The sequence below is a fragment of the Aliiglaciecola sp. M165 genome (assembly GCF_007197995.1).
GTDB lineage: Bacteria > Pseudomonadota > Gammaproteobacteria > Enterobacterales > Alteromonadaceae > Aliiglaciecola.
Window position 1 is genome coordinate 325,244 of the sequence record NZ_VKKH01000002.1, and the last position, 21,129, is coordinate 346,372.

Genomic DNA, 21,129 nt, shown 5'->3' on the forward strand with positions numbered 1-21,129 from the left:
GTTTATAGTGTACAAGCTGTTGTTGTAGTCAGGTTGTCTGCCTGAATGATGTTATTCCCAGCAACGCTTATCGCTGATGCAGAATTACAACGCAAAATGTTGTTCTTGACAATTCCATCAACGATTTGGGACAAGTAAATACCATAGCGGGTATAAGGGTTAGCCAAGGTTAAATCGTTGCCAACAGTATTGTTGCTAACATTTATGCCCTGAACCCCCAACGCAAAAATGCCAATAGAACTGGGCGCATCGCTGACACCATTGTTGATCAGCATGTTCCCAGTGATATGCACCCCGGCAACACTGCCATCAGATTGACCTGAACGGGTCTGGACAGTAATGCCGCGAGCCTGATTAGAACGCAATTGATTGTCTGCAATAGTCAGATATTTGACCGCGCCTTTAGCCCAAATCACCGCATCCGCATAAGATCCACTACGAACAGAATCTTCAATAATATTGCCAGTAATTAAAATGGTGTGATTCGCTTGGCCATTGTCCAGATCGCCATGTAAAACAAGGGCACTGTCAAAGGTTTCTGAAATATGGTTATTGGCGATAATAACTGAGCGAGAGCCAATGCCTGCATTTTCTGGGTCCACCCCTTTGATATCAAAACCAACACCTTCGGTCCTACTGACAATGTTATCTGAGATAATCAGCTTCTGTCCGCTCCAAAAACTATCTATGGCATCCTGGGTGTCTGCAGAAGGGGTTCGTGCTCCGACATTGATAAATTGATTGCCAGAGATCAACACCTGACCATTATTCTCACGAAGTCTGATCGCATCATGCAAGGAGTCACTGAGTATGTTGTCGCTGATCGTAATGTTATTGACCGAATGCAAAAATATCGGACGTACATAACCAACAAAGGTATTTTGACTGAGGATAACGCCAGTTGCCGGTTGCTGATGGGCAACTCCACCTAATGCAGACTCATTTGCACCGCAAATCGCGCTGTAACTATTGCCCTCAAAATGATTGGACTGGATCCTAACCTGAGACGCGCCATCTGCTAACTGAATGTCGCAGTTTGGTTGACCAGAAACCGTTTGCGGACGAAAGGTGAGGTTGGAAATTTGTACGTTTTTACCGCTGACCTTTAACGCGTAAGGGGACGATGTTGCTTTGCATATCGTGCCCAGGCCATTAATGGACTCGTCGTCCAACAATTCCAAGCCGTCTACTCGCCAAGTCTGGTTGGCAGGCACACTTATGGATTTGTTCTGATCCAGCGATGCACGCATGACGGCCGACTGGTCAGCGAGGCTATCACAGGCGGTCTGCGCAAAGCTGACTTGCGACATTAAGGTAGCCAATACGACAATGCATCGGCCAATGGGTAACAGGGTATTTGAATAAGACATCAGCACGTTTCTCCTTGTGCTCTTTAACTACCACGCTCACGAATAACCTGTGTTTTATTACCCGTGAGCACCTGAGCGAATATTAAGCAAGGATTAGACTAAAGTCTAACCTTTTTGCCCAAATTTTATACCCAGGGATGATTTTTCATACCTTTTAACCTGGTGTTAAAAACTTATTCAACCTTTACTCACATTGTCTTCACACCTTATACACTAACTTATCCACAACCCATAGTTTCAGGTTACCCTTTTCAATTACGAATGTTTCACAGCCCTGACAATTAGTCGCAAGGGGGTGTCGGGTGTAATTGAATCAAAGGGGTAGCAGGTGATCAGGGTTAACATGTCTTGACCCGCATCATTTAAGTATTCAACTTGCGAGTAGTGAGCCACACGGATTTCGTCTACGGTATAGCTCCTGGTTCCAGCAGGTGATGTCATCTGTATGATGTCTGCTTTTTTAACTGTTTCCAACACATCAAAGTGGGTGTCTCGATGGCCTGAGATCACCACATTCCCTTGTTCACCTGGTAGTGACGTCGAACTGACGTGCCCTGGCCCAAAGGCCAATACTCGACCACTACTGCCTGACAGCACATAAAGGTGCTTGTTGGCGATTTTGAGCGCGGCCACTGGATAAGTGTCCGCCCAAGACCAAGGCGCTACGGGTTGACCTGACTGTAAACTTTCTTGCCACGCATCTGCAATCAGGTATTGCGCTAATAGGGCTTTGGCGTGGATATAACCGCTTGAACCAAACAGATAAAGACTCGCACAAAAACACAACACAGCAATTTTGTGACTCCACATCCAGCGCCGCGCTCGCGTGGTTAGACTTTCCTGGTAAAAAACGCTATGCATAATCCTATTCCTAAAAATATCCATGCCAATGCGTGCTGCAATTGTGCTGGCGTTGCCGTTTTTGGCAGGTTGCCCATTTGTGCCCCTTTGGGTGGCATGAGTTTGACCAGGGCATCCTGACTGATCGCCTGTGCCGAGGGGGTCACGTCAACAGCGACCAAACTGGTCATGGAACTGACGATATGATGGGCCATGGCGACGTCTTCGATTTGTTGATTAAGCGCCTGATGATCGCCACCAAACACTTTGTCACGGTCTAATTGGGCGATTTTTCTCCTTGCCCAAAGTACATCTAAACCTCTTGAGTCGGCGCCATTTTGCAACGATAAAGACGTTTGCCAATGCTGGCTTTTAAGGTCTCCTGACACCGTTAAGTTAGACAGAGGCTGGTCGGCTCGATAGCTGATCATGATGGGTTCACCCTTGTACAAATCCGGCAGCCGCCTAGGGTAGACCTCAACGCTCTTATTAAAATTCACGGATAAGTCGGCTAGCACTGGGTTAGCTAATTTGGCAAATAGCGCCTGCATTTCGCCTTTTACTGACGCGACAGAACCGATATAGGTAAAGGTCCCCTTTCCGGCCCGCGCCGCTTCGGTCATAAAATAACTATTGGGTGCCGAACCAATCCCGACAGTGAACAACCGACTTTGCTGAATATGCTGATTGATGTAGGCGAATAGCTGGGTTTCGTTGCCCACTGACCCGTCGGTGATAAATATCACCTGACGGATCCTCTCCTGTTCTGATGAATCTGAGGATGACTGCTGTTCTAGCGCCAGTTGCAAAGCACTTAGAATATTGGTGCCCCCATCGGCAGTTAAACCTGCGATATAACTCAATACACCTTGTTTATTATCGTCTGTCGCGTGTTTTGCTGTAGGCCATAGTTTCTTCGCATGGCTATCAAACTCCACAATATTAAAGGTGTCTGACGTGGGCAGATTAAGCACCGCATAGCTCAACGCATCCTTAGCTTGTTGCATTGACTCGCCTGACATGGAGCCAGAAGTGTCGATCACGAACATGACTTCTCGGGACAAGTTGGCTTCGGTACTTTGTGTATTGGGTGGCATTAACATGATCATGCCAAAGTGACCCTCTGGTGTTTGTTGAACAAAGTGCCCTGCCAACGGACGATTTGCTTGCTTGGCTTGCCAGTTCAGCACAAAATCCTGATTGGCAATCATAGACTCTTGAAGCGATACTTCGTATCTGCCATTGCCCTTATCCGATTGCAAAATGGGATGATGTACGCTGTCGATCCGAGCCAGTTCAAACCCCATGTTCAAGGTGACATTCATTGCGACTTTATTCAGTGTGGCCTGCCCATGTACCTCATTCTTATCTGCCTCATTTTCATTTTTATAGCTTTGGGGAGATGTGTCAGACGTTTGTTGTGCCTGGTAAACAGGTTCGGTCATACCCCAACCATTTTTAGCAATTTCGACATTGTCAGCATCTACTAGCGGTAAATATCGCGGCGTAATGGTTGTGGGAAATCGTAGACTAAAGGTGTCGGTGTCATACTGCACAGCTTGTTGATATTCGATGGTAACAATGATGGATTCACCCGGACCTATATTCGCAACCGAATTTTTAAACAAATTGGGACGCTCCTGAACTAATAAGCTGGCTTTTTTGCCTTCTCGTTTTGCTTGCTGATAAATCGCCTTGGCTTTCTTTTTGGGATGAATTTGACCTTCGATAGTTCGATCGCCAATGCGCATTTGCAAATGGTCCACTGCAGCATTTTCTGGCAAAGGGAAAACATAAATCCCGTTCATCCATTCATCACTGGTATTGGTGAATTTTTGCGTCACTCTGGCCCGTGCTATCAATCCAGTGATGTTGATATCGACTTTGGTATCCAGCAGCGGCGACAATTGATATCCAGAGCCACCCTCTTGCTGCAAAAAGAAACTGCCTTGTTCAACATGTTGGTAGTTGTCGACATAAACTGGCGGCGAATGGGTTGATACCGACTCATAGGACACGTCAATTTTAAACGAAGATTGCTCTTGTGCGTTTGACTCACCGCGGATCAGAGGCAGTGCAAATTGCACCGCCCCTATCAGCGTCAACAGCAACAGTACAATGACAAATCGCAAACGCCTAACCATGTTCACTCTCCTTGTTAATTGGATGCGGTCATTGATTGTTGACCCTGTTCAACACGCACCAAGACTCTGCGGTCAAAGAAGTGATCTTCATTGTTGGTTTGAGCAGAAACGGGCTGAGATTCACCAAAAGAGTGAGTAAGCACCTGCTTACCATTTACGCCCTTGGATACAAGATAGTCTTTGACACTAATCACCCGTTGCTGAGACAGTGCCTGGTTATAACTGTCGTCACCACGGCTATCGGCAAAGCCAGATAAGGTCACCGTTAATTCAGGATTATTTTTAAGTCCATCAGCGACTAAATCTAATTGCGTTTTGAAGTGTTCTTCAACCACATAGGACGCCGTGCGAAACTGAATATTCGATTCCATTTCTTGCATCACACGTTCTATCTGACTGTCCATTGCCACCAGCTGAATTTGATTTTGCTGCTGCGCCTTTTGATACTCCTTTTGTAAAACCAGCAATTGCTCTTGCTTTTGGTCCAAGGCTAAGTTGGCTTTGGCGAGTTTGTCAGTAGAGGCTTGCAGTGCATTTTCATCGTTTACGTCATCGGCAATCAATACCCCAAAAATGCCACCGATCATCGCACCCAAAGGGCCAGCAATCAGTGCACCCGCAGCAGCACCAGATCCAAAACCAATTACCTCATTGGTTTTAGCTTCATCATTGTTAGGGGCCGCATGAACATTCAAGGACAAGCTCAGTGCAATAGCAGAAAGAGTAAAAAGTGTGCGTTTTTTCATGTTGTTCTCCAGATATCAAAAAAAGTTTTCAAAGGTTATCGAGTTAATTTTTGTTTCGATGGGAACTATTAAAACGCGCTTTTCTGGCAACAATTGGCAGCAAAAATGGCAATCTGGCGAGCAAATGTGGCGAAAAAATGGAAATTGAACCTGAACCGCAAAAATCAGATTTTTAGCCGTTTATTTTGCGATATAGTGAAGTCATCTAATTGAATGAGTGATCTATGTCCAAACGAATAGCCATAGTAGAAGACGACCCAGCAATCAGGGAAAACTACGCCTCTGCATTACAAAAGCAGGGTTATGAGGTACTGACCTACGCCGACAGGAAATCTGCTGAAGACGCCTTTACCCAACGACTGCCGGATCTGGCCATTGTCGATATAGGCTTAAATGACGAGATAGATGGAGGCTTTGTGTTGTGCCAACAATTGCGCGCATTGTCCAGAACCCTGCCCATCATCTTTTTTACTGCCCGAGACAATGACTATGACACCATTTGTGGGCTGCGCATGGGCGCTGATGATTACCTCACTAAAGACATCAGCTTGCCACACCTTTTGGCCCGCATTGCGGCGCTGTTTCGGCGCACCGAACTGCTCAATGCCCCCACAGTTGCCACCGATTTAATTCAATCTGGCCATTTATTGATGGATAGCAACCGCATGACGGTAAGCTGGCAGGAACAACCCATTGAATTAACCGTAACCGAATTTTGGATGCTGCATGCAATTGCCAAATTTGCTGGCCACGTTAAAAGCCGTCAACAGTTGATGGACGAGTCAAAGATGGTGGTTGACGACACAACCATCACCTCGCACATAAAGCGCATCCGCCGGAAATTCCAACAACTGGACGACAGCTTCGATCGAATTGAGACGGTGTACGGCATGGGTTACCGCTGGAAATCTAGCTAATGCTACGTTTCCGCTTTGGCATTCGCCTAAAATTGCTTTTGTTGTCACTATTCCTGTTTGCCATCCCCTGGTTGGGCTATCAGTATGTCTGGGAGCTAGAAAGTTACCTGCGTACCGGGCAGGAACAAACCATGGAAGGCACCGCACGGGCCGTCGCTACCGCTTTGCATGAGAGGCCCTCGTTGTTTGATAGTCAGTCTTCCTATTTGCAAGACGTTAAACCCGGCACGGATCTCTATGCGCACAAAATTATCGATCCGATTCGTCTGGATGGCCAATTGGACGACTGGGCCGATTATCGCCATCTATCGTTACGTTATGGCGAAATGGAACTCATCGAGCAAAGCGAGTTTTATGACTCACAAAGCCTGCAGTTTGAACACATGGTTGGGCAGTATGCCCAATACCTGTACGCTATGTTTGAAGTCACTGACGATAACCTGGTTTATCGCCCTTCCAATAGTTTACGGGTTGACCGCAATGATTATTTACTAATCGCGGTGACCAATGCACAGGGAGAATTTCGGCGCTACATCGTCGCCCCGCAATCCTCCGGATGGGTTAACGCCTATTTACTTGATGAAAACCCTGAGTCTTATCGTCCGGTTTCATTAGAGCGAGCCATACAGGGCAATTGGGCCGCCACGGAAAATGGCTACAACATTGAGCTGAGGTTTCCGCTGGAGATCATGTCGAGTAAAATCGCGTTTGCCATTGCCGATGTTGACGATTTAGAACAGCGCATTCGCAAATATATGATTGGTACCGCCAACCCCAACCAATCTGATGCATTGGGCACAGTGCTGGTGCCCTCACCCGAAATTGAAAAGATCCTCAAAGGCCTCAAATATTCCAACGCTCGGGTGTGGGTAGTCGACAAACACATGCGCGTACTGGCACGCTCTGGCTCAATTCAAGCAGCAACTGGAGTCAGAATGGCACCACAAAATCGCAGTCGAGAGACCTTGTGGCAGCGCATTGAACAAGATTGGTTGTTTCCACTGTATTATCGAATATTGACCCAACCCCCTGCCGACTTTGTCGACGAGCTAGAAAATGCGTTTGCCTTAAAAGGTCAGGAACTGGCCAATGCACTCAGTGGCGATGCCAGCTCTCAGTGGCGTCTGACACCCGACAACAAAGCCGTCGTATTGTCTGCGGCGCACCCGATTTTTATTGATGAACAAGTTATGGGTGCCGTAGTGGTTGAACAAACCACCCATGGTATTCGCACCCTTAGAAATCGAGCCTTAGAGCAGCTTTTTCATGTGATCATTGCCGTGGTGCTGCTTGGCACTTCGGCATTGTTTTTGTTTGCTTCACGAATCTCGTTTCGGATCAGAAAACTGCGTAATGAAACAGAATCAGCAATTGATGAACATGGCAAAATTTTGGGCAACATTCCCCGTTCAGAAACCAAGGATGAAATTGGCGATCTGTCCCGCACTTTTCATAGTGTGTTAGACAAATTGCAGCAATACAATGGCTACCTGGAAAATATGAGCTCACGGCTGTCTCATGAATTGAGAACCCCAGTCGCGATTGTAAAGTCCTCTCTTGAAAATCTGTCAATGGAAGAAGCCTCAGACAATGACAAAGACGCGAAAAAAGAATACATCGAGCGGGCGCAATCGGGTATTCACAGGTTGAGTAAAATCCTTAGCAGCATGAGCGAAGCCACAAGACTTGAACAGGCGATTCAATCCAGCGACAAAGAAGCCTTCGATCTTCAGGAGCTGCTAAACGGCTGCACCCAGGGCTATCGGGCGGTTTATCCGAACCATCATTTTAAATTAGACACCCAAGGACTAACCAAGCGCCTTGAAGGATCCCCTGAATTGTTCGCGCAAATGCTCGACAAAATCGTCGCCAATGCCGTGGAGTTCAGCCCCCAAGGCGAGACCATCGACATTGGACTTAGCAGCGAAGGAGCGCAAATTAAACTGCGTATTGCCAACAAAGGAATCCTGTTACCTGACGATATGCATCAACAGTTGTTAGATTCAATGATCTCAGTCCGCCCTCATCAACAGGATGATCAAACCCATCTGGGCCTGGGCTTATACATCGCCAAAATGATTGCCGAGTACCACAAAGCGCAAATAAGTATTCAAAATCAACAGGATTTATCGGGAGTGCAGGTGAGTGTCACTCTCTAAGCCAGATGTTCAAGACCGCGCACAGCCTCTATATAAAATTTTCTTAGTGCTGCCAGGCGTTAAATCTACTAGCAAACATTAGAAGCTTTACTGGCCTAATTCAATGTGTATAATTGCCGAGCTTTTTTAGGAAGCAATAAAAATATACAAGGAACCGAAAATGAAAAAGACAGTTTTAGGCGCATTAGTAGCGTCTGTAGTTTTAGTGTCTGGGTGCGCAAGCGTAACTAGTTCTGAAGAACAATCAATCAACATTACAACTAGCAACAATAAACCTGCCGAAGTTACAGTAGATGATAAAACAGTTACTGCTCCGGGTATGGTAGTTGTGCTTAGAGACGGTAAAGACAAAGTAGTTAAAACCAAAACTGAAGGCTGCGACAATGCAACTCCAGTTAAAAAGACAATCACTCCTGTGTTCTGGGGAAATATTGTCATTGGTGGAGTTTTGGGTTCAACAACTGACGGCGTGACCGGAAAGATGTGGGACTACGAAGAATCAGTAGAAATTAGCTGTACTGAATAATTCACTTGTCTACCAAACGAATAAGCTGGCTGTTGCCAGCTTTCTTGTTTCTGAGTTTCAATAGTTTTGCCTCAGACACTCGAACAGCATTCAATAAAGCACTTCAACTCAATCTGGATTCGAATCCCAAGTGGTTGTCCCTTCTTCATATTAAAAATGATCAACCTCAAATCACTGATTCTCGTTTTATATTGAGCGATGATAATTTCTCTCCGGCAAAAGAACTTGAAAAAACATTAGAATTTTTTTTTGAGGCTCCAGACGTCGCTAAATGCAGATTCCCAGCGCGATATATGTTTTTGGACCATTATCTGGATCTACAAAACTATGGAGTTTTGCCTGCTGAAGATTGTCCCGAGTTAAACAGATATAAAAAATATGTCCCCTATGATCAGCTGAATTTAATTTTTGCATCAGAGGTACTTGCTTCCGCCTCAAGTATGATGGGCCATTCGTTTCTGAATGCAACGGGAAAAAACTTCAATAGCACTGAGGTATCTCATTCTATTTCATTTTTTACCGAGTTTGATTCTTTCAACCCAGCAGTGTTGATATACGATGGATTAGTCGCAGGAATGAAAGGCTTATTTATCGTAAGACCTTTTGAGAAAGATCTAAATCGTTACTCTCAATCTGAAGGCAGAAACGTCTGGTCATTTAGCTTAGACATTAATGATTTTGACAGAGATCTCATTAAACTGCACATATGGGAACTTAAAGACGTAGAAATTGAGTACCTTTTCCAGTCGTATAACTGTGCGACCTTAACTCTCTATATTTTATCGATTGCCAACCCAGAGCTGATTAAAGAAGACATTTTATTTGTGAGCCCCTTGGATGTCGCGAAAGCTGCCAGTAAATACGGAATGATCAAAGACATTGGCGTTGAGCTTTCTGACGATTGGGCGTTAAAAATGCTGGAACAAGAAATTGACCGTAAAGTTGGCAAAAACATCGAAGATATGGTGTTTAAAAATGAAAATGTCCAACTTGATCATTTGGATCAGAATTCTAGACGTTTCGCGGTAGAGTACCTTTACCGTTTAATTGAAAATGAAAAAGTAAAATCTAACTTAAGCGAAAAACGTCTTCTAGAGTTAACCAAGCTAGCAGATGCCAATTTAGATAGCTCCGTTGATTTTGACTTATCAGAATTTAAGAACCCGCTCAAGACTCCGCAAGATTCTTTGTTTGCAGTTTCTTACGTCCAGAATTCGGACGACAACGCTATCGATTTAACTATTTTACCCGCTTCGAAATATCTCTACGGTGATAATCGCCAGTATTTCTCAGAATCGGAATTAAAAATAGGCGAGCTTAGCGTTAGAGTGGATACTGATTCTGCTAACACCAAATTGCAATCGTTGACGCTATACGCTTTTAAAACACTCGCGCCAAGCTCAGATATCTTACCTAAATACTCAGGCAGTTTTTACCTGGGATACAGGCAGCTATTGGACAAAGATTTACACGAAAACGGATACTTAAATCTTTCTGGAGGCATTGGTAAAAGTAAGAGATTCCACAAAGACATATTGCTGTTTGCTTATGTAGATCTTGGTATGGCAGCGAAGCCATCTAACACTTATTTTTATGCTGAACCTGCTGTCGGTGCCATTGTCAATCTTATTGCAGACAGCAAAGTCATGCTCGAATATAAAATGACGACTGAACAAAATGACTTACAAACCAGCATTCAAGCTTTTAAGACTCAATATTCTTGGTATGGGCAAGACAACTGGACTTTGCAGCTATCACATACTTATCTGAAAACGTCTTCCACAAAGGATAATGAAATACTATTCAGTGTTGCGCGACATTTTTAAGATCGAGGTGTCAGAACACTTGATATAATCTACCATCTGATACCTCCGCGTTTGGCTGCGAGTTGAAACGCACAAACTTACTTCAGACGCTCCCAACACAAGAGTGTAAAGGGTCGGAGGGAATTTTATCAAACGATTCTGTCCCGTTTGTAAGAGATTCCCAATCAAGTTGGGAATGGCTGTAGGGTTCAAGTGTTCTGACACCTTGATGGCTCTACTTCTTTTTAAACCCAAAATCCGGTTTTTCGCCACGTAATATCATGTCCATAAACTTGTCGAGACGTCGTTGTCTGGTTTCTGGTCGTTTTGCGGTGGTTAGCCCATATGCAATTACGTTACGATTGGATTTTGGCAGGTTTTCGAAAAACTGTTTAGCCACAGGGTGCTTTTCCAGCTCTGCTAAAAAATCATCGGGCACTGTCATTTCGCTAGGTGGAGCATAGGCATTTTCCCAGCGCCCGTCTTTTTTTGCTGCGCGCACATGCACTAGTCCAGGCTCTTGCATTCTATCTTGTTCGATCAGGCGCGCTACATGCCTGGTATTTATTTTTGACCAGCCACTTTTTGCTCTTCTAGGGGTGATTCTTTGCAGATAAGCATGTTCATCGTATGACTTTTTCACGCCATCAATCCACCCCCAACAAAGCACTTCAATCACCACATCATTCCAGGTCACAGAAGAAATACTTGAACCTTTTTTGTATATTTTGACGTAAAGCTCGTCTTTCTTATTGTGATTATTTCTCAGCCAAGTGTGCAAAGACTTAGATGTTTTAAACGCTTTAATGTTTTTCGCAACTGGAGTTGGCATCTTTTGCTCTCTCGTTTTCGATAGTTTTTAAATAGGCTTTTAGGCTCTTATCTTTTTCGTCTCGGAATCGCTTATCCAATGGGGTAAATTCAGAGATTCGATCGATACGAAAGTTTCTAAACGCTTGCCTCAACTCACACCATCCGGTGAGCAACCAGACCGGACTAAATGAGGTTAGGGCCAGTGGTCTGATGGTTCGCTCGGTTAAGACATCATTGAGATCTAAATAGGCAAAGCGCACAAATTGTTTGCGTCTAATACATTCGCGAACTTCGGTGAAATCCACAACCCAAGGAATTTTATAATGACTGGGGGCTGAAAAAGTAGCGATTTGCTCCAGTTCGTGCAGTAGCGGCGCAGATAGGGTAGCTTGTATTTTTTGATAGGCACTTTGTGCTTTTTTGGCAAATTTCTCGTCAGTCCAATTACACACCATACCAATGCCCAGCGCGATGGCTTCGACTTCGTCCGCATCAAACATAATGGGTGGTAAATGATAGGTTTTATCAATCACATAGCCTACGCCGGCTTCACCTAAAATGGGCACACCGGAATCTTGTAAATCCTGTATATCGCGGTACAGGGTGCGCGTACTGACTTCAAAATGTTTGGCCAGTGAGTCTGCCGTTACGGCCTGATGCATTCGGCGAAGATAATGCACGATTTCATTCAGTCTGTCTGCTTTACGCATAATTGCCTTTTACATCGGAATTGGATCATGAAAAGTATAACCAAACACTACTGACACTAGATGTCAGTAGTCAACGTCTATGATGCATTTGCCGTCATTCAAACAACAGGAGAAACAAAATGATTGGATATGTAACATTAGGTACAAGTGACCTGCAACGCTCTGGCGCATACTATGATGCATTGTTAGCGACCATTGGCGCTGGGCGTTTTATGGATGAACCTGATTACTTTATAGCTTGGTCTAGAAATGCCGAGGATTGCGCACTATCAGTAACAATCCCTTTTGACAAAAAACCAGCAAGTGTTGGTAATGGCACCATGGTAGCAATCGTGTTAGAAACACCAGAACAGGTGGAAGCATTCTACAACAAAGCCCTTGAATTAGGCGGAACCTGCGAAGGCAAACCGGGTTTTAGACCTGAAGGCGCGACCCAAGGATTTTACGCCGGCTATTTTCGGGATCTCGATGGCAACAAGTTAAATGCATTTTGCATGGTTGCTGAGAGCTAAACTCTGTCCATTTGAACAACAACTTAATGCAAGCAGAAACCGGCCTTAGGCAGCTTGAAGTTGCCGTTTGCAAAAATGATGTCTTAGTTTCATCGGCACGAGTTGATTAGAGTTTTTGATTAATCTTAGTTGGGCGGTTTCCATTTCTTGCACTGAAAATCTCATCGCTGAGTCCATTTAGGATAATTTCTGAGAATGTTGATATTTCAAACAATACGTTCACTGGGCGAATTATAGGGTCACTCTGTGGAAAGTCATCAACGATTTTGCACAGAGTGGGCTCAATGATTTGAATGAAAAAGCGAGGCATTACACCCTGTCTGGTTGACAGGTCTATTCTGTCACCATTATCGACTTGATATTCACAAATTCTTTCAGACCAAAACCGCCATGTTCCCTACCATAGCCGCTGTTTTTTTCTCCCCCGAAAGGCAAGTTAGGTTGTGCTAACCCGTATCCATTTATATTCACCATGCCGGTATTGAAATGGTCACGAGCCAATTCGAATGCTCGTTCGGTATCAGCCGAGAATATTCCGCCGCCCAGCCCATACCGTGAATCGTTGGCAACTCGCAAAGCTTCATCATCGTCGTCAACTTTAATCAACGATGCCACTGGACCAAACAATTCGTCATCGTAAGCCGGCATACCTGGCTTCACATTTTCTAGAATTGAAGGTTGATAGAAAAACCCTTTGCGATTGGGAATTTCACAGCCCAGCAACACCTCAGCACCCTTGTTGATTGAGTCGATAACTTGGTTATGTAGTTCGTCTCTTAAGTCTTCCCTGGCCATTGGTCCTAAATCCGTAGTTTCCTCATTGGGGTCACCAATCTTCAACGCTCCCATTGCCTCAACGAAGCCGCGTTTAAAGTCTTCATAATTTTTTTTCGTCACGATAAAACGTTTCGCTGATACGCAGGTTTCTCCGTTGTTAATGACTCGGCCTTTAACACACGCTTCAACCGCTGATTCGATGTCAGCGTCATCCAAAACCATGTAGGCATCGTTACTACCCAACTCCAATACTGATTTTTTAGCGTATTTGGCTGCTTCTGCTGCCACCGATTTACCGATATCATCGCTTCCAGTGAAGGTCACACCGGTAATTTTATCATGAGCGATCATTTTGCTCGCCGTTTCGCCATCAATGAGAAGAGATTGATAACAATTATCAGGAAAACCGGCCTGCTCATACATTGATTGAATTTTTTCTGCCATTCCGAAAACGTTTGACGCGTGCTTCATTACCGTGGTGTTACCTGCGACTATGTTTGTAATGCTGTACCTAATGACCTGATAAAGAGGAAAATTCCATGGTTGGATACCCAGAATAACACCTGTAGGTCGATAGGTAACGTAAGCATATCCTTGCTCGAATTGTCTTTTCTCATCGGCTAAGTCATTTTCTGCAATATCAGCGACGTATCGGCAGATTGAAGCGCAGAGAGTGACTTCTTGCTCTCCTTGAGCCTTTACCTTGCCCATCTCATTTGTCATGAGCGTCATGAGACTGTCTTTATTGTCTTCAATGACATCTGCCAATTTAATCGCTAGCTCTGCCCTCTCTTTTACGGGTCTGAGCTTCCATGACTCAAAACAACGATGTGCGTTGTCAATACACTCGTTGGCATGATCCTCTGTCAATAACGTATACTGAGCCAGTGTTTCCTCGGTAAATGGGTTGGTCGTATTAACTTGTTTAGTCATAAGTCCTCCTGATTAATTGAAAAAATTCCCAAACGAAAGTTAATCCAGCGTTTCCATATCAATGACAAAACGATATCGGACGTCATTGTCCTGCATGCGCTCGAATGCATCGTTAATCTCACTCATTTTTATCTTTTCAATCGTCGACACCACGTCGTGTTTTCCACAGAAATCGAGCATATCTTGCGTCTCTTTTAGCCCACCAATCAACGAACCAGCAACAGTTTTTCTTCCTCCGATGAGGAGCGCTCCATTAACCTTTTCAAGTGGCTCAATCGCTCCTACTAAACACATGGTGCTGTCATGCTTAAGAAGTTTTATGTAGGGGTTAATATCGTGGCCCACGGGAATGGTGTTGAGCAAAAAGTCGAATTTTGATGCCCATTTTTTCATTGACTCTTTATCACTAGAAATGAGCACGTCATCAGCGCCTAAACTTTTCGCGTCCTCAGCTTTACTTTTTGAGGTGGTAATCATCACCGTTTTTGCGCCCATTGCGACGGATAGTTTGATCCCCATGTGGCCAAGCCCACCTAAGCCGATAACTCCAACAGTCATACCTTCTTTTACGCCATATTGATGCAAGGGCGAGTAGGTTGTAATTCCAGCACACAAGAGTGGCGCGGCTCCCGCTTTGTCCAGGTTTTCGGGGACTTTGAGCACAAACTCTTCGCGCACAACTATCGATTTTGAATAGCCGCCATAGGTCCTTCCACCAGGATCGTCAGTTTCACTGTTATACGTCATTGTTGGTTGATTGAAACAGTGTTGTTCTAGGTCGTCGTCGCATGCTTCACAGTCCAAGCACGCATCAACTAAACAGCCAATACCAACCGTATCACCTTTGCTAAATTTGGTCACATCACCGCCAACATGGGTGACTTTGCCAATAATCTCGTGACCGGGTACAAGTGGGTATGTAGAGTTTCCCCAGTCATTTTTGACCGCGTGCAAATCGCTATGGCAAACCCCACAAAACAGTATGTCTAGTTGAACGTCGTTCGCCTGAACGTCGCGACGTTCGATTGAATAGGGTTGCATATCGCCATCTTCCGATTTAGCAGCGTAAGCAGATATTTTTGCCATCTTATTTCCTAACACTATGATTTTTCTATTTCGGTATTTGACATGTGAGCAAATAGTGTTCCAATTAATTTCGGTATGATATTTGCGAAGATCAGTGGGTAAATGCAAGTTGATAACCTTGCATAGATTGGTATAAAAACTCACTGTGACAATGCATAGGTAAATTTTATGATCGAATCTACTATCTCTTCTTTTTGGGCCTTCTATCTGTATTTGATCATGCTGCTAATTCAATGGGCGATCGCTACGGTAAGTAAAGCAAAATTACCAACGGCTGTTCCCGGAAAAATTGATGACGAACTATCTCATGATAGCTTCGCATTCCGCGCCCACCGAACGTTTCAAAATAGTTTAGAGAATAGTGTGTTGTTTGTCGGTGCAGTTATTTTGGCCTTTGCCTTGGGTATGAATAGTTGGCTTTTTACACTGTGTATGTGGATTTATGTATTGGCAAGGACTGGCCATATGGCACTGTACTATTTAATCGCGACAGAAAAGAACCCAAGCCCACGTACCTATTTTTTCTTGATAAGTTTGTTAGCGAACATCCTGATGTTAGCGTTAATTTGTATTCGAATGTTCGTTTAGTGCATCGAAATGTTTTAAAGCGTTGCTAAACACTTCTGTAAAACTTACAAAATTTATAAGAAAAACTACATTTTCTCTCATTCAGTCTTTTTATGGGATCAAGACAAAACTATGTGAATGTGAAAAGCTCCTCTTGTCGTAAACGTACCCAATATCCTGTTTCTTCCAAGGTCGAGTAGTTCAGGGATAACACGGCGTTCGCTGACAGTAATTTTCATTCTAATTTGAATTTAACGCTCACAACCAAGTTTGACGTTTACATTGTTCGATAAACCATTGTAGTGCTAGACCATCTTTGTGTTTTTCCCACGCCATGTAAATCGGTATTGGTGGGCGATGTAATGCAGTAGATTTTGCGACTAGCTCGCCGTTTTTTAGTGATTCTTTGATCAGATGCAAAGGTAAAAAACCGACTCCAACACCAGCGATTTGAGCTTCGCGTTTGGCGTCCATGCTGTGCACTCTGATGACTTGCTTACTTTGAAATAAACCACTGGAACGGGCAGGTAAGGTTCGAGCACTATCAGCGACCACCACGGCTGGGTAATGCTGAATTTGCTGACCTTCTAAAATACCAACATAGTCTGCTAGTGGATGGTCGCGAGCTACTGCAAACACAAACTCGACCTCGCCCAATTGATGCAATTGATATTGGCCTTTTGGCAATTCCCCTGTTACCCCAATTGCAATATCACAACGTTGCGAATGCAATGCGTCCCATCCGCCGCCAAGGGCTTCTTCGAACATGGTCACTTCAACCTGTTTTTCCAATGCACAAAATTGTTGGATAATGTTGAGCACAAAGTTATTTTGAATGATGGTGTCTTTGGCGATCACTAATTTAGTTTCCCAACCGGACTCTACCTGTTGGATTTTTTCTTCTAATCTAGTCGCCGCATCTAACAAGCTTTGCCCCTCTTTGAGTAAAAGCAATCCAGCTTCAGTAAGTACAGCGCGCTGGCCTTTGCGATCAAACAAGTCGACGCCTAAATCCGCTTCCAGTTTTTGCATGGTATAAGTCAAAGCAGACGGCACCTTGAAAACTGATTTGGCAGCCTCGGCAAAGCTTCCTTTTCGATAAATGGCTTCAAGTATTCGCAAGGCATCTAGAGTAATCGCATGGTGCATCGCTGTATCCTTATCGGATTAAAAATAAAGTAAACGCAAAAAAGCCAACTCGATTAGAGTCGACTTTTTAACGAGGTGACGGCCCTGCTATTTGGGTAAATCAAATACCAGTGCTGTAGCGCTTTGTGATGAATCATTGGTTATCACAAGTGATTGTAGCGACTCAATTTTCGCACCATCACCTTGACCCAATCTATTTTCATCAACCAATAACGATCCTTCAACCTGATGCACATAGTATTTACGCTGCCCATCAACATCAATGGTTATCGATTGTCCAGGTGCCAAAATCAACTGGCTTAAACGGGCATCCTGTTTGATTTTCAAAGTACCGTTTTCACCTGTTGGAGTGATGATAGGTGTCAATCCAAACTCATTGCCGAAATGTTTTTGTTGATAACCTGGTTTTCCGCCCACTTCATTGGGTACAATCCAGATTTGCAAAAACTTCAATAAGTCAGTGTCTGAACCATTGTATTCACTATGTTGCACGCCAGTACCTGCTGACATCAACTGGAATTCACCTTTTGGTAAAGATTGAACGTTACCCATACTGTCTTTGTGCTCAATCACGCCATGTGTCACGTAGCTAATAATCTCCATATCTTTGTGACCATGAGTTCCAAAACCTGCTCCACCTTGCACTGTGTCATCATTAATGACACGTAAAGCGGAGAACCCCATATGCGCAGGATCGTAATAGGATCCGAAGGAAAACGTATGTTTGCTATCTAGCCAACCAAAGTTAGCGGCACCACGTTCTTCTGCTTTACGTAAACTAATCATTTGACTCTCCTAATTTCTCTTAGTACTGGCTAACTTATTCCGCTAATTTTGCTGCAATAGCATTATCTATAGCCGCTTTTCCCGCTCCGGATAAAGCCAATGACACCGATGCGGCCAACAGTGCCAATCCGAACTCGTACCCACCATTAGACATAAAGAATCCGTTTTGGAAATGTACCGCGAATATCGCGACGATCATGGTAATCGCTAAGGCAATGGCTGACGGACGTGTCAACAAACCAAGTAAAATAAACAAACCACCAAAGAACTCCGCACTACCGGCTAAAAGCGCCATTAAATAACCAGGCTCCAATCCAATAGACGCCATCCATTGACCGGTGCCTTCCAAACCATAACCACCAAAAGAACCAAATAGTTTTTGTGCTCCGTGGGCCATAAATATAACACCAACAGGAACGCGAAGTGCTAGTGCGCCAAAACCTGACTCAGAATTAAATACTTTTGTTAAAAAAGACTTGTTCATGATCTTACCCTCAAATATTTTGAAATGTTTTAAAAGTTGGACTTCAATCTTTTTGACTGTTATCCGCCAGATGTGAACAGTATAGCGATAGGTAGCGAGAAGAAAATCGGAACATTTTGAAACTTTAGTTCAAAATTTTTGAATATGCATTATTATTAAAAATTAGAAAATAAAAGACTTCGTCTACTGAGCTTTGGATGAATGAAACATTTGCTTGCATCTCGACTACTTTTTCTCACAGACTAGCGCGAATGAGGTTGTTACATTGCGCAAAAAATATCAGGGAACACAGGTGAATCAGCGTTTACAAAATATCGACATTCTACGAGGTTTTGCACTTCTCGGATTGCCAACAATGAATATGATTGTATTTGCCATGCCTTTTGCGGCATACCTCAACCCATTTGCATTGGGCGAAACCAGTGCGATGGATCATATTCTTTTTAGCTTCTTCTACTTGTTTGCTGATCAAAAGTTCATGGGGCTCTTCACCCTTTTATTTGGCACAAGTATGGTGCTTCTATCTGAAAAAATGCAGCAAGCAGGAAGAAAAGCGGCAGGGGTTCATTACATACGTTCGTTCTGGTTGCTGTTGATCGGTTTTTTGCATGCATGGTTTATTTGGGAAGGTGACGTACTCATGTTCTATGCGGCTGCGGCATTTGTACTTTACCCATTCAAAAACTTACCCAACCACTTCTTACTTGCCTTATCAACGATTTTGTTGACCAGTGCCGTCTATTTAACGGTTCATCAAGATGTAAGTGAAGAAACACTCGGCGAGGCTGCTAGGCAGGAACTCATGGCAGTATATTCCCCGAGCCCGGAGCAAATTGAACAGCAATCGGCATTATTGCTGGGCGATTATCAAGACACAGTCTCTTCTGCGAGAAGTCAATTCGAATCAGACCCAAGTCCGCAACTCAAAGCCGCTGAAATAGCTTTGGGGCAAATGGGTGTAAGTGTAATCGTCAAAATTTTAGGCATGATGTGCCTCGGTATGTGGCTGTTTAAATCGGGTATCATTCAGGGACACAAAAGCACATTGTTTTATCGACGTTTGGCCATTGCAGGCTGCTTGTTTGGACTGACATTAAGTAGTATTAATCTGTTTTGGAATTACACCCAGAACTGGCAAATTGACGCGTATTTTCAATATGGAATGTTCATCAAAGAAATAGGCTCAATTCTGATGACCTTGGGATACGTAGGCCTGATTAATTTAGCGATAAAAGTAAATTGGTTTGCAAGGCTACAACTATGGCTGACCTATGTTGGCCAAATGGCGCTTACTAACTATTTAATGCAGTCGGTAATCTGTGCGTTTATTTTTTTTGGTTATGGGCTTGGGCTTCACGGCTCCTTATCACGTTTAGAACTCATTCCTATCATTCTAGGACTTTGGGTCACGCAAATATTTCTATCAGTTCTATGGCTAAGCCACTGCAAACAAGGGCCATTGGAGTGGTTGTGGCGCTGTTTGACTTATTTTATGGTAGCCCCGCTGCGCAAGACTAATTAAATAAAACAGCGGGCGCAGCTACATCAACACTACGAAACATTGCAACAGTGCCAAACTTGTTGGAGATAAGCCAGCAGTCAACCAGCCGCACATGACGGGTCACTTTGATCCTGCTTAACAAACGCCTCAAAGAACAGCTGCGCAAAAGGTGAGTCTTGAATTCTTGCCTGATCAATAGGGTTGCCCCACCACACCCCTTCACTGTTTGTTAGCAAGATGAAGGTTAGATTTTTTTCTGGCATTCGTAACAGCATTGCCGAGTAGCCATGGTCTGGATCCCAACCCGAATGCCACATTAAACGATGTCCTTGATAGCATTGGAAATACCATCCATACCCATAAGGTGCATCGCTGCCATTGTTAAAGGTAGCTGGTGACATTAGCTTGTGTTTAATCTTTCCAGGAGTAATTTTTCCTGTACTGATTGCAATATCATACTTAGCCAGATCATGAACCGTTGATACAACACCAGCGCCGCCTGGAATATGTTTGTCCGGTCGAGGCATTTTAGTTTTATACCCTCGCGCATCCACTTTGAAGCCGTCGGCTAAATCAAAATAAACCAAAGCACGGCTGCGGTCCCACATGCTGGCCATGCTTCGTGTCATTTTTGCAGGAATGATGATGTGTTTATCAATAGTCTGAGCCAGGAAGTTATGACGCCCTTCAACTGAGCGAACACCTTCGCCTAGTTTGTGCTCCAAATACCGAGACAATCGAGAGTACATGATAGGGTTGTACATGAAGGCATCTCCCACAGGTTTATTCACCTGATGATGCAGAATGTGTTTGATTCGAATCGGCTCACTACAATCCAGCCCTTCGGCAAAGGGAATGGTGGTACCTGCTAACCACTGACACAAACCATCGAACTCTGGGGTTTCTGCGGCCAGTTCATCAAAGGATATTTGACCATTGGCTTCCAGATGCAAAAACGCCAAACCAACGAATGTCTTGGTCACCGACGCAATCCAAAACGGCGTTTCTGGTGTGACCGCTATTTCACGGTTACTGTCGGCGTGCCCATAACCTTTTGACCACAGTAATTGATTGTCTTTAACAACGGCAACCGACATTCCTGGGATCATTTTCTCTTGCCGCAGTGCATCTAGTTTTTTGTCAAACTCATCTAGCGAAACGTCTGTTGAAGCAGAACTTTGAAAACAAATAACCAGAATAGCCAGTATGCTAGAGAGACGTTGCAAATATTGCATGAGTATTTCCCTTTAAAATTGTCCAAGCTGTCGCTTTAAAAGGTTACTTCATTTAAATGATTTTGACGA

Annotated in this window: 19 protein-coding genes; 7 read left to right on the top strand and 12 right to left on the bottom strand. The window is 44.1% G+C overall.

What is annotated here, in order from left to right; genetic code table 11:
* Positions 1–2 precede the first annotated feature (2 nt).
* From FM019_RS03705 to pdsO, 4 genes are all read right to left on the bottom strand, one after another.
* Positions 3–1,370: a right-handed parallel beta-helix repeat-containing protein gene (locus FM019_RS03705; RefSeq protein WP_143834555.1), complete on the bottom strand. Its 1,368-nt coding sequence runs from the start codon at positions 1,368–1,370 to the stop codon at positions 3–5.
* Positions 1,371–1,625: 255 nt separating this feature from the next.
* Positions 1,626–2,231: a class GN sortase gene (locus FM019_RS03710; protein ID WP_260681515.1), complete on the bottom strand. Its 606-nt coding sequence runs from the start codon at positions 2,229–2,231 to the stop codon at positions 1,626–1,628.
* Positions 2,201–4,354 carry a marine proteobacterial sortase target protein gene (locus FM019_RS03715; RefSeq protein WP_143834556.1) on the bottom strand — a complete coding sequence of 718 codons (2,154 nt, stop codon included), beginning with the start codon at positions 4,352–4,354 and terminating at the stop codon, positions 2,201–2,203. Before FM019_RS03715 ends, FM019_RS03710 begins: the two co-directional genes overlap by 31 nt.
* Positions 4,355–4,368: 14 nt before the next feature.
* The gene (pdsO, locus tag FM019_RS03720; protein ID WP_143834557.1) at positions 4,369–5,100 is read right to left on the bottom strand and encodes a sortase-associated OmpA-like protein PdsO; all 732 of its coding nucleotides are present in this window, start codon (positions 5,098–5,100) and stop codon (positions 4,369–4,371) included.
* Between the two features lie 224 nt (positions 5,101–5,324).
* Here pdsO and pdsR point away from each other — a divergent pair, with 224 nt between their 5' ends.
* From pdsR to FM019_RS03740, 4 genes are all read left to right on the top strand, one after another.
* Positions 5,325–6,017, top strand: a complete 693-nt coding sequence (gene pdsR, locus FM019_RS03725) for a proteobacterial dedicated sortase system response regulator (RefSeq protein WP_143834558.1) — start codon at positions 5,325–5,327, stop codon at positions 6,015–6,017.
* Positions 6,017–8,176, top strand: a complete 2,160-nt coding sequence (gene pdsS, locus FM019_RS03730) for a proteobacterial dedicated sortase system histidine kinase (RefSeq protein ID WP_143834559.1) — start codon at positions 6,017–6,019, stop codon at positions 8,174–8,176. Before pdsR ends, pdsS begins: the two co-directional genes overlap by 1 nt.
* Before the next feature lie 160 nt (positions 8,177–8,336).
* Positions 8,337–8,702, top strand: coding sequence for an adenosine deaminase (locus FM019_RS03735; protein ID WP_143834560.1), 366 nt, complete (start codon positions 8,337–8,339; stop codon positions 8,700–8,702).
* A 5-nt stretch (positions 8,703–8,707) separates the two neighbouring features.
* The gene (locus FM019_RS03740; protein WP_143834561.1) at positions 8,708–10,528 is read left to right on the top strand and encodes a DUF4105 domain-containing protein; all 1,821 of its coding nucleotides are present in this window, start codon (positions 8,708–8,710) and stop codon (positions 10,526–10,528) included.
* 214 nt (positions 10,529–10,742) lie between these two features.
* On the opposite strand, the gene FM019_RS03745 is transcribed toward FM019_RS03740, so the two are convergent.
* Positions 10,743–11,339 carry a YdeI/OmpD-associated family protein gene (locus tag FM019_RS03745; protein WP_143834562.1) on the bottom strand — a complete coding sequence of 199 codons (597 nt, stop codon included), beginning with the start codon at positions 11,337–11,339 and terminating at the stop codon, positions 10,743–10,745.
* Positions 11,311–12,030, bottom strand: coding sequence for a helix-turn-helix transcriptional regulator (locus FM019_RS03750; protein ID WP_143834563.1), 720 nt, complete (start codon positions 12,028–12,030; stop codon positions 11,311–11,313). The genes FM019_RS03745 and FM019_RS03750 overlap by 29 nt, the downstream gene beginning before the upstream one ends.
* Before the next feature lie 119 nt (positions 12,031–12,149).
* Between FM019_RS03750 and FM019_RS03755 the strand changes: the two genes are divergently transcribed.
* Positions 12,150–12,542 carry a VOC family protein gene (locus FM019_RS03755; protein ID WP_143834564.1) on the top strand — a complete coding sequence of 131 codons (393 nt, stop codon included), beginning with the start codon at positions 12,150–12,152 and terminating at the stop codon, positions 12,540–12,542.
* Between the two features lie 333 nt (positions 12,543–12,875).
* On the opposite strand, the gene FM019_RS03760 is transcribed toward FM019_RS03755, so the two are convergent.
* Positions 12,876–14,252 (bottom strand): NAD-dependent succinate-semialdehyde dehydrogenase, encoded by a 1,377-nt coding sequence (locus tag FM019_RS03760; protein ID WP_143834565.1) that lies wholly within the window; start codon positions 14,250–14,252, stop codon positions 12,876–12,878.
* A gap of 39 nt (positions 14,253–14,291) precedes the next feature.
* Positions 14,292–15,338, bottom strand: coding sequence for an NAD(P)-dependent alcohol dehydrogenase (locus FM019_RS03765; RefSeq protein ID WP_143834566.1), 1,047 nt, complete (start codon positions 15,336–15,338; stop codon positions 14,292–14,294).
* A 168-nt stretch (positions 15,339–15,506) separates the two neighbouring features.
* Between FM019_RS03765 and FM019_RS03770 the strand changes: the two genes are divergently transcribed.
* Positions 15,507–15,926, top strand: a complete 420-nt coding sequence (locus FM019_RS03770; protein ID WP_143834567.1) for an MAPEG family protein — start codon at positions 15,507–15,509, stop codon at positions 15,924–15,926.
* 237 nt (positions 15,927–16,163) lie between these two features.
* Here FM019_RS03770 and FM019_RS03775 read toward each other — a convergent pair whose 3' ends face one another.
* The 3 genes from FM019_RS03775 to FM019_RS03785 all read right to left on the bottom strand — a co-directional run bounded on the left by FM019_RS03775 (position 16,164) and on the right by FM019_RS03785 (position 18,324).
* Positions 16,164–17,054 (bottom strand): LysR substrate-binding domain-containing protein, encoded by an 891-nt coding sequence (locus tag FM019_RS03775; protein WP_143834568.1) that lies wholly within the window; start codon positions 17,052–17,054, stop codon positions 16,164–16,166.
* Positions 17,055–17,141: 87 nt separating this feature from the next.
* Positions 17,142–17,840 (bottom strand): pirin family protein, encoded by a 699-nt coding sequence (locus tag FM019_RS03780; RefSeq protein ID WP_143834569.1) that lies wholly within the window; start codon positions 17,838–17,840, stop codon positions 17,142–17,144.
* 34 nt (positions 17,841–17,874) lie between these two features.
* Positions 17,875–18,324: a DoxX family protein gene (locus FM019_RS03785; protein ID WP_143834570.1), complete on the bottom strand. Its 450-nt coding sequence runs from the start codon at positions 18,322–18,324 to the stop codon at positions 17,875–17,877.
* A gap of 292 nt (positions 18,325–18,616) precedes the next feature.
* On the opposite strand from FM019_RS03785, the gene FM019_RS03790 reads away from it, so the two are divergent.
* A complete protein-coding gene (locus tag FM019_RS03790) occupies positions 18,617–19,846 on the top strand; it encodes a DUF418 domain-containing protein (RefSeq protein ID WP_143834571.1) in 1,230 nt (409 codons plus the stop codon).
* Positions 19,847–19,923: 77 nt separating this feature from the next.
* Here FM019_RS03790 and FM019_RS03795 read toward each other — a convergent pair whose 3' ends face one another.
* Positions 19,924–21,060, bottom strand: coding sequence for a serine hydrolase domain-containing protein (locus tag FM019_RS03795; RefSeq protein WP_143834572.1), 1,137 nt, complete (start codon positions 21,058–21,060; stop codon positions 19,924–19,926).
* Between the last annotated feature and the right edge of the window lie 69 nt (positions 21,061–21,129).

Coding starts and splice junctions, on each gene's coding strand:
- FM019_RS03705 (WP_143834555.1), bottom strand. CDS start 1,370: ATGTCTTATTCAAATACCCTGTTACCCATTGGCCGATGCATTGTCGTA.
- FM019_RS03710 (WP_260681515.1), bottom strand. CDS start 2,231: ATGCATAGCGTTTTTTACCAGGAAAGTCTAACCACGCGAGCGCGGCGC.
- FM019_RS03715 (WP_143834556.1), bottom strand. CDS start 4,354: ATGGTTAGGCGTTTGCGATTTGTCATTGTACTGTTGCTGTTGACGCTG.
- pdsO (WP_143834557.1), bottom strand. CDS start 5,100: ATGAAAAAACGCACACTTTTTACTCTTTCTGCTATTGCACTGAGCTTG.
- pdsR (WP_143834558.1), top strand. CDS start 5,325: ATGTCCAAACGAATAGCCATAGTAGAAGACGACCCAGCAATCAGGGAA.
- pdsS (WP_143834559.1), top strand. CDS start 6,017: ATGCTACGTTTCCGCTTTGGCATTCGCCTAAAATTGCTTTTGTTGTCA.
- FM019_RS03735 (WP_143834560.1), top strand. CDS start 8,337: ATGAAAAAGACAGTTTTAGGCGCATTAGTAGCGTCTGTAGTTTTAGTG.
- FM019_RS03745 (WP_143834562.1), bottom strand. CDS start 11,339: ATGCCAACTCCAGTTGCGAAAAACATTAAAGCGTTTAAAACATCTAAG.
- FM019_RS03750 (WP_143834563.1), bottom strand. CDS start 12,030: ATGCGTAAAGCAGACAGACTGAATGAAATCGTGCATTATCTTCGCCGA.
- FM019_RS03755 (WP_143834564.1), top strand. CDS start 12,150: ATGATTGGATATGTAACATTAGGTACAAGTGACCTGCAACGCTCTGGC.
- FM019_RS03760 (WP_143834565.1), bottom strand. CDS start 14,252: ATGACTAAACAAGTTAATACGACCAACCCATTTACCGAGGAAACACTG.
- FM019_RS03765 (WP_143834566.1), bottom strand. CDS start 15,338: ATGGCAAAAATATCTGCTTACGCTGCTAAATCGGAAGATGGCGATATG.
- FM019_RS03770 (WP_143834567.1), top strand. CDS start 15,507: ATGATCGAATCTACTATCTCTTCTTTTTGGGCCTTCTATCTGTATTTG.
- FM019_RS03775 (WP_143834568.1), bottom strand. CDS start 17,054: ATGCACCATGCGATTACTCTAGATGCCTTGCGAATACTTGAAGCCATT.
- FM019_RS03780 (WP_143834569.1), bottom strand. CDS start 17,840: ATGATTAGTTTACGTAAAGCAGAAGAACGTGGTGCCGCTAACTTTGGT.
- FM019_RS03785 (WP_143834570.1), bottom strand. CDS start 18,324: ATGAACAAGTCTTTTTTAACAAAAGTATTTAATTCTGAGTCAGGTTTT.
- FM019_RS03795 (WP_143834572.1), bottom strand. CDS start 21,060: ATGCAATATTTGCAACGTCTCTCTAGCATACTGGCTATTCTGGTTATT.